8 protein-coding genes are annotated in these 7,542 nt (G+C 72.6%); 3 read left to right on the top strand and 5 right to left on the bottom strand.

Going from position 1 to position 7,542, the window contains the following annotated elements:
- Positions 1–27 precede the first annotated feature (27 nt).
- Entirely contained in the window at positions 28–1,053 is a 1,026-nt protein-coding gene (gene galE / locus ACGFMM_RS32025; protein WP_393649979.1) for a UDP-glucose 4-epimerase GalE, read from the top strand.
- A 49-nt stretch (positions 1,054–1,102) separates the two neighbouring features.
- A complete protein-coding gene (locus tag ACGFMM_RS32030; protein WP_393649980.1) occupies positions 1,103–2,515 on the top strand; it encodes a UDP-glucose dehydrogenase family protein in 1,413 nt (470 codons plus the stop codon).
- Between the two features lie 94 nt (positions 2,516–2,609).
- Here ACGFMM_RS32030 and ACGFMM_RS32035 read toward each other — a convergent pair whose 3' ends face one another.
- The 5 genes from ACGFMM_RS32035 to ACGFMM_RS32055 all read right to left on the bottom strand — a co-directional run bounded on the left by ACGFMM_RS32035 (position 2,610) and on the right by ACGFMM_RS32055 (position 6,961).
- Positions 2,610–3,437, bottom strand: coding sequence for a GNAT family N-acetyltransferase (locus ACGFMM_RS32035; protein WP_393649991.1), 828 nt, complete (start codon positions 3,435–3,437; stop codon positions 2,610–2,612).
- Between the two features lie 239 nt (positions 3,438–3,676).
- Entirely contained in the window at positions 3,677–3,898 is a 222-nt protein-coding gene (locus tag ACGFMM_RS32040; RefSeq protein ID WP_393649981.1) for a hypothetical protein, read from the bottom strand.
- A gap of 56 nt (positions 3,899–3,954) precedes the next feature.
- Positions 3,955–4,707, bottom strand: a complete 753-nt coding sequence (locus ACGFMM_RS32045; protein ID WP_393649982.1) for a glucose 1-dehydrogenase — start codon at positions 4,705–4,707, stop codon at positions 3,955–3,957.
- 23 nt (positions 4,708–4,730) lie between these two features.
- Positions 4,731–5,294, bottom strand: coding sequence for a GNAT family N-acetyltransferase (locus ACGFMM_RS32050; RefSeq protein WP_393649983.1), 564 nt, complete (start codon positions 5,292–5,294; stop codon positions 4,731–4,733).
- Positions 5,295–5,410: 116 nt separating this feature from the next.
- Positions 5,411–6,961 carry a right-handed parallel beta-helix repeat-containing protein gene (locus ACGFMM_RS32055; RefSeq protein ID WP_393649984.1) on the bottom strand — a complete coding sequence of 517 codons (1,551 nt, stop codon included), beginning with the start codon at positions 6,959–6,961 and terminating at the stop codon, positions 5,411–5,413.
- 360 nt (positions 6,962–7,321) lie between these two features.
- Between ACGFMM_RS32055 and ACGFMM_RS32060 the strand changes: the two genes are divergently transcribed.
- Positions 7,322–7,542: LacI family DNA-binding transcriptional regulator (locus tag ACGFMM_RS32060; protein WP_393649992.1), on the top strand; the 221-nt coding region annotated here is incomplete at its 3' end.

Raw genomic sequence — 7,542 nt, forward strand, 5'->3', positions numbered from 1 at the left:
GCGACCACTCGAGAAACGAGGTTCCCCGTGCCCAAGACCGTCCTGGTCACCGGCGGCGCCGGCTTCATCGGCAGCCACACCTGCGTCGAACTCCTCCGCGCCGGCCACGAGGTGGTCGTCCTCGACGACCACTCCAACAGCTCCCCGGAGGCCCTGGAACGCGTCGCGAAGATCGCGGGCCGTCCGATCGCCGCGGTGCACACCGCGGACGTGCGCGACCGGCGGGCGCTGGACTCGGTGTTCACGAGCCACCCGATCGACGCGGTCATCCACTTCGCCGCGAAGAAGGCCGTCGGCGAGTCGGTGCGGATCCCGCTCGCGTACTACGACATCAACGTCGGCGGCACCACGGCTCTGGTCGCGGCGATGCACGACCACGGCGTGCACCGGCTGGTGTTCTCGTCGTCCTGCTCGATCTACGGCAACACGACCCTCGTCCCGCTCACCGAGGAGTCCCCGGCCGCGCCCACCAACCCGTACGCGACGACCAAGTGGACCTGCGAGCGGATCCTCGCGGACCAGTGCCGGCACGTCCCCGAACTGCGGGTGCTGGCGCTGCGGTACTTCAATCCGGCCGGCGCGCACCCCAGCGGGCTGCTCGGCGAGGACCCGAGCGGCGTCCCGAACAACATCATGCCGTTCCTCGCCCAGATCGCCGTGGGCCGCCGAGACGAGCTCAGCGTCTTCGGCGACGACTACCCGACGCCGGACGGCACCGGGATCCGGGACTACATCCATGTCGTGGACGTCGCCGAGGGCCATGCGGCCGCCCTGGACCACCTCGACGACGAGCCGGGCCTGCAGGTCTTCAACCTCGGCACCGGGCGCGGCTCCTCCGTCCTGGAGCTCGTGCAGGCCTTCGAGCAGGCGTCGGGTCAGCCGATCCCGCACCGCATCGCGCCTCGTCGGCCCGGCGACGTCGCGGAGCTGGTGGCCGATCCGGCCAAGGTCGCGGCGGCCTGGGGCTGGACGGCGCGGCGCGACCTGGCCGCGATGTGCCGCGACGCCTGGAACTTCCAGCAGCAGAACCCGCACGGCTACGCGCCCGCGTAACCGTGCCCTGTCCCCTCCCTTCGCTTCCGCCCAGACAGGAGAACCCCGCATGCGGTTGACCGTCATCGGTACGGGATACCTCGGAGCTGTGCACGCCGCGTGCATGGCCGACATCGGGCACGACGTCCTCGGCGTCGACGTCGACACCGAGAAGATCACCGCCCTCGCCGAAGGCCGGCCCCCGTTCTACGAGCCGGGACTCGACGACGTCCTGACCCGTGCCCTCGCCTCCGGCCGCCTGCGCTTCACCACCAGCCTGCGCGAGGCGGCGGCGCACGGCGAGGTCCACTTCATCTGCGTGGGCACCCCACAGCAGCCCGGTTCCCAGGCGGCCGACCTGCGGTACGTGGACGCTGTGGCCGACGGGCTCGCGCCGCATCTGCCCGCGTCCTGTCTGGTCGTCGGCAAGTCCACGGTCCCGGTGGGCACGACGGCCCGGCTGACGACCCGCCTCGCGGGCCTGGCGCCGGCCGGGGTACGGGCCGAGGTGGCCTGGAACCCGGAGTTCCTGCGCGAGGGCTTCGCCGTCGAGGACACGCTGCGGCCGGACCGGCTCGTGGTCGGCGCCACCAGCCGCGAGGCGGACGAGACGCTGCGCCGGGTGTACGCCCCGATGCTCGCGGCGGGCGTGCCGTACATCAGCACCGACCCGAACACGGCGGAGCTGGTGAAGGTCGCGGCGAACTCCTTCCTGGCCACGAAGATCTCGTTCATCAACGCGATGGCGGAGGTCTGCGACGCGGCGGGCGCGGACGTCGTCACCCTCGCCGACGCGCTCGGCCACGACACCCGGATCGGCCGGCGGTTCCTGAACGCCGGGCTCGGCTTCGGCGGCGGCTGCCTGCCCAAGGACATCCGGGCGTTCACCGCCCGGGCGCAGGAACTGGGCGTCGGCGCGGCGGTGGCGTTCCTCGACCAGGTCGACGAGATCAACACACGGCAGCGGAACCGGACCGTCGCCCTCGCCCGCCGGCTGTCCGGCGGCGACCTGACGGGCCGTCGGGTGACCGTGCTGGGCGCCACGTTCAAGCCGAACAGCGACGACGTGCGCGACTCTCCGGCGCTGGCCGTCGCGGCGGCGCTGCACCGCGAGGGTGCGGACGTCCGGGTCCACGATCCCGAGGGCACCGCCAACGCGCGGCTCGCCCACCCCGAACTGCGCTGCGACGCCGACCTGCCGGCCGCCTGTCAGGGGGCGGAACTGGTCCTCCACCTCACGGAGTGGGACCAGTACCGCGAGGTCGACCCCGTCAAGCTGGCCCGCGTGGTCCGCGAACCCGTCCTCATCGACGGGCGCAACGCGCTGGCCCACGAGGAGTGGCGGGCCGCCGGCTGGACGGTCAAGGGCCTGGGCCGCCCGGCGCCCGCGGACCGCGCCCCCACCGACCGCCCGCGCGACCCGCTGCGTACGACGATCGCTGCTCCGGCCACCGGCCCGAACCGCACCACGGCCCTGGCCTAGACCGGCCCCGGGCCCATACGCCCCTTCGCTGCCCCGCCCGTGACGGGCGGGGCAGCGCCGCAAGAGCGGCACGGTGAGGCGGTCACCCGCCGCCTCACTGCCCGGCGGCGTCCCGCGCCGGTTCCGCGATGAGCGCCGTACCGACGCGGCGGAAGCCGACGCGGCCGTAGATGCGCGCCACGTCCTCGTCCCCGGCGGACAGGAACACCGTGCGCACGCCCCGAGCTCGCGCGTCGGAGACGAGGGCGGCGGTGACGGCCGCGCCGAGGCCGCGCCGGCGGGCGGCCGGCAGCGTGCCGACGGCGACGATCTCGCTGACCTCCCCGACCGGCTGGTGCTGTCCCGCGCACAGCACGGAGCCGTCCTCCAGCACCGCCGCCTGCCGCGTCAGCCCGTCCTCGATCCGTCGCGCGATGCGCTCCACCGCGCCCGATCCGGCCTGCTCCCGCATCCGTTCGGCCAACTCCGGCGCGCCCGCCTCGCCTCTCGCGGTGCCGCGGTCGGCGAAGGCGAGCTGCGGGACGCACACCGCGCCGAGCAGCGCGGGATCGTCAGGGGCGAGCATCCGCACGACCGTCCCGTCGGCCGACGCCGGCTCCGCCGGCCCGGCGGGCGCGTCCAGGTCGAGCGCCATCAGCGGGTGCGCGTGGACGGCGAGCCCGGTCGCCTCGACCGCCGCGCGCAGCCCCGGCGTGGTCTCGTCGACCCACTCGAACGCCTCCGGCACCCCCAGCTCCCGCTGCCGCGCCCGGACGCGCTCCACGTCGGAGGCGGTCGCCGCTGCCCCCGAGCCCAGGGCGGGCCGCCCGTAGTAGGGCCAGCCCGCCCCCTCCTGCACGAAGAGGGTGAGCGGCCCGAAGTCCTCGGCCCGGGCCGAGGATCGGGGCACGGCGTCGTAGTAGTGCTCTATGCGGTCCAGCAGGTCGCGGCGGAGCTCGGGCGCGAGGTCGGCAGCAAGGTCAGTGTCGAGGTCGGGGGCAACGTCAGGAGCAAGATCGGAAGTCACGGCCGGAATCCAAGCACGGACCCCGTGCATCACGCGCGGGTTTTCCGCAGCCGGCCGTCAGCCCTGGTGAAGACCGGCCCCCGGCACCGACAACGGCGAAGGACCACGACGGACGACGTCGTGGTCCTTCGGCCGCTGGGGGCGCCTGTGGGGTGTCAGTGCTGCGAGAGCAGTCCTTCGCCCGCTGCCGGCCCGGAGAGCCCGCCGCTGCCGAGCTCCTCGACGGCGTCGGTGACGACGGAGCCCACGGTCGTCGGGTCCGGCAGGAGGTTCAGGCCCTCGGCGCCGACGGCGGCCGAGGCGGGCGAGGGGCTGACGATGGCTGTGACGACGCCTGCGGCGAAGGACGCCACGGCGAGCATGCTGCGCTTCTTCATGACCAGAACAACTACTGAGCGGCCGATCGGTCACGCACGAACCTCGGAAGATCGGATCAGCGCCCTCCGGCGACCCGCAGCACGGTCCCGGTCGTGTACGAGGCGTCCGGCGACAGCAGCCAGGCGATCGCCGCGGCGATCTCGCCCGGCTGTCCCGGCCGGCCGAGCGGAATCGTCGCCGCCGCCTTCGCCGGGCGGTCGGGGTCCCCCATGGCCGCGTGCATCTCGGTCTCGACGACGCCCGGGGCGACGCCGTTGACGCGGATGCCGTCCGGGCCGAGTTCCTTGGCCAGCCCCACGGTCAGGGTGTCCGTGGCCGCCTTCGTCGCAGCGTAGTGCACGTACTCGCCGGGGCTGCCCAGTGTGGCTGCCGCGGACGACACGTTCACGATGGCGCCGCCGCCGAGCGCGGACATGTCCCGGGCCGCCCGCCGCGCGCACAGCAGATACCCGAACAGGTTGACGTCGAGCACTCGGCGCAGGTCCTCGGTGCTCACGTCGACGAACCGCGTCAGCGGCCCGGTGACACCGGCGTTGTTCACCAGACCGGTGACCGGCCCGAGTTCGCCGGCCGCGACGTCGAACAACCGGTCCACGTCCTTCTCCTCGGAGGTGTCGGCGCGCACGGCGACGCAGCGGGCGCCCGCAGCGCGCACCGCGGCCGCCGTGTCCTCGGCGGCCGCGGCGTCGCGTACGTATCCGAGGACCAGGTCGTGGCCTTCGGTCGCGAGCCGGACACAGGTCGCGGCGCCGATGCCACGGCTGCCACCGGTGACGACGGTGACGGGGCGGATGACGGGATGAGACACGTCGTGTTCTCCTGGTTCCGCGCTCAGCGCTTGAGATCGTGCGCGAGCGCCGCGTAGATGTACTCGCTGCCCCAGCGTTCGCCATCCAGGTCGTTCTCCACGAGGTGGGCCTCGCGGCGCATCCCCAGACGCTCGCAGAGCTTCATGGAGCCGATGTTCTCGACGTCGAGGCGGGCGAAGATACGGTGCGCGCCGAGTTCGTCGAAGGCCAGGGCGGCGAGGGCTCGGGCGGCCTCGGCGGCGTAGCCGCGGCCCTCGTACGCGGGGTGCAGGGTCCAGCCGATCTCGGCCTGCCGTGCGTGCGCGTCGGCCAGCTTCAGGACGACGTCGCCTATGACGCCGGGCTCGTCGGCACGGGTCAGGGCGAGGAGCAGCGCGTCGCCGTCCTCGGACCAGCCGGTGGGCGCGGAGAACTTCTCGATGACCTCGGCGCAGCGCTCGCGGGTGTGCGGCGGCCGGTACAGATAGCGGGCGACGCTCTCCAGCCGCTGGTACGCGTACATGTCGTCGACGTCGTCCGCGGTGAACAGCCGCAGGGTCAACCGCTCGGTGGTCACGGGCAGCGTGACGAGGTCCAGCCGGTGCATGTCGCTCCTCGGGGTCGCGGTCCCGCACGAGGCTATGCGCGATCTTGGAATCCGGCACCCGGATTTCGGCCGGGTCCGCCGAGCCCGGCCGCCTTCCCTTCGTCGCCCGAGGGCCGTCAGTCCTTCTTGACGGGTTGTGCCGCACCGACCGTGAGCGTGTTCCCGAGCCGGTTGCCGAAGTAGTCGACGGGGCCCGGGTTGAATCCGAAGTCCCCGGGCCCGAGGCCGAGGGGCACCGCGCCCTTGCAGCGGGGCACCAGGTTGGCGGCACCGGCCCGGTCGGTGACGGGCGCGGCCATGCCTCGCAGACAGGGGTCGCCGTTGGAGCCGGTCGCCTCCCCGTCGAGCATTTCCTGGCGGGACGCGCTGCGCCAGCCGGCCAGGGTGGTGTAGCGCCGGGTCCCCCACCCCAGCGCCCACCGTCCGGTGCTGTAGTAGTCGTTGCCCTGGAGCCGGATCATGGCGGGGCTGTACGCGGACTGGGTTTCGACCAGGGGGCCGCCGTCGGTGGCGAAGATGTTGTTGTGGACGCGCACGCCGCGCATGCCGTCGCGCAGCCGGAGGGCCGGCGGACGGTCGCCTGCGGCTTCCGCAGAGGCCAGGTCCTCGGTCCGCATCACCACCGTGTTGTGGTAGATGTCCAGGTTCCTAAGGCGAGCGCCGTAGGCGACGATGCCGCCGTACTCGGGCAGCTTCCGCGCGTCGTCCCAGCTCATGTTGAAGCGGACGATGTTGTTCTTGTGAGCGCCGGTCGGCAGGCCCGAGTAGACGAGGAAGCCCGGCCCGTCGTTCCCGTGCGCGAGGTTGTACTGCATGACCGAGTTGGACACGTTGTTGTCGAGGCCGAACCCTCCGCCGTCGACGCGGGAGCCGGTGCGGTTGCGGTACGAGGTGTTGTGCTCCAGGACGACCCAGGCGGAGTCGTACACCCAGACGCCTTCGGGTCCCTCGTCGGCGTCGGCGGCGGACCTCGCGCCGTTGTCATGAGCCACCGAACGCATGACCTTGGCGTTCCGGACACTGCCGAGCGCGATGCCGCTCCCGGTATTGCGGTCGTCGCTCTCCGGGTCGCCGGAGTTGGCGTAGGCCTTCACCCGCTCGATCCGGAGCCGTTCATGCGCGTAGGTCGGGCGGTCCGCCTCGAACGCTGGCCCATAGAAGGCGAGCCCGGACTCGAGATTGTGGTGCACGGAGACGTCGGTGATCCGCACGTCGCTGAATCCCGCCGCGGTGTCCCCGTCGGCTCCCAGGCTGATGCCGTTCTGGAAGCCGCGAGCCTCCACGTTCGTGATCCTGACGTGGGCGAGCCGTCTGGCGTCGGGCAGGCTGTTGCGGAAGGCGACGCCGACCCCCTCGCGGAGGGAATGGCGGTCGCCGACCAGCGAGAGGTTGCGGATCTCCACGCCCGCGGTGTTCCGCACGACGATCGCTGATTCTCCCCGCGGGGCGATCGTGGCGCGGCCGGCGCCGTACGACTCGATGACCACAGGCCTGGTCGCGCTGCCGGCCTCGCCCTTGTCCAGGGTGAGGCTGCCGCGGAACCGCTCGCCGCCCTGGAGCCGGAGCCGGTCGCCGGGGTGGAGTCGCGCGCTGTTCGCATGACCGAGGGTCCGCCAGGGCCTCTCGGGCGACATACCGTCGTTCTTGTCGTCGCCGTCGGGGCTCACATAGAACGTGTACGGCCCTCCGGTGGCGGGTCGGGCAGGACGGTAGACGCCTGGTACGTCACACCCCGTCAGCAGCAGAAGCGCCGCGGCCGAGACTCCCGCCGCGGTCCTCGTCGTCCGGCTCCGCTTCACCGCTGTCACTGCCACCCCTTAGAGGTCGTGTCGGCCCCATCAAGAACACACAACACGCAACAGACTGCCAGAAAAGGTGCATACGAAACGCCGACGACGGCACGGCAACCGAGTCACGTGCGCGCCGTCATCCGTATCGGTGATCCACTAGGGGCGCCGGGGTCGCGCCGGGGGACGCCCCCTTGGGCCATCACCGGCCGGAACCAAGGGGAAAAAGCGTCAACTCCCCTGGGAGCCAGGCTTCACGGCCCGCTCCGCACCTACCATCAGCGGAACATGACGACTGCAGCTCACCGACGCTCCCGCATGGGCATCCGGGACGTGGCCGCCGCCGCCGGGGTCTCCATCACGACCGTCTCCGACGCGCTCAACGGCAAGGGCCGGCTCCCGGACGCCACCCGCCGCCACGTCCGCGAAGTCGCCGACCGACTGGGCTACCGCCCATCCGC

Source organism: Streptomyces sp. NPDC048604 (genome assembly GCF_043199435.1).
Lineage (GTDB): Bacteria > Actinomycetota > Actinomycetes > Streptomycetales > Streptomycetaceae > Streptomyces.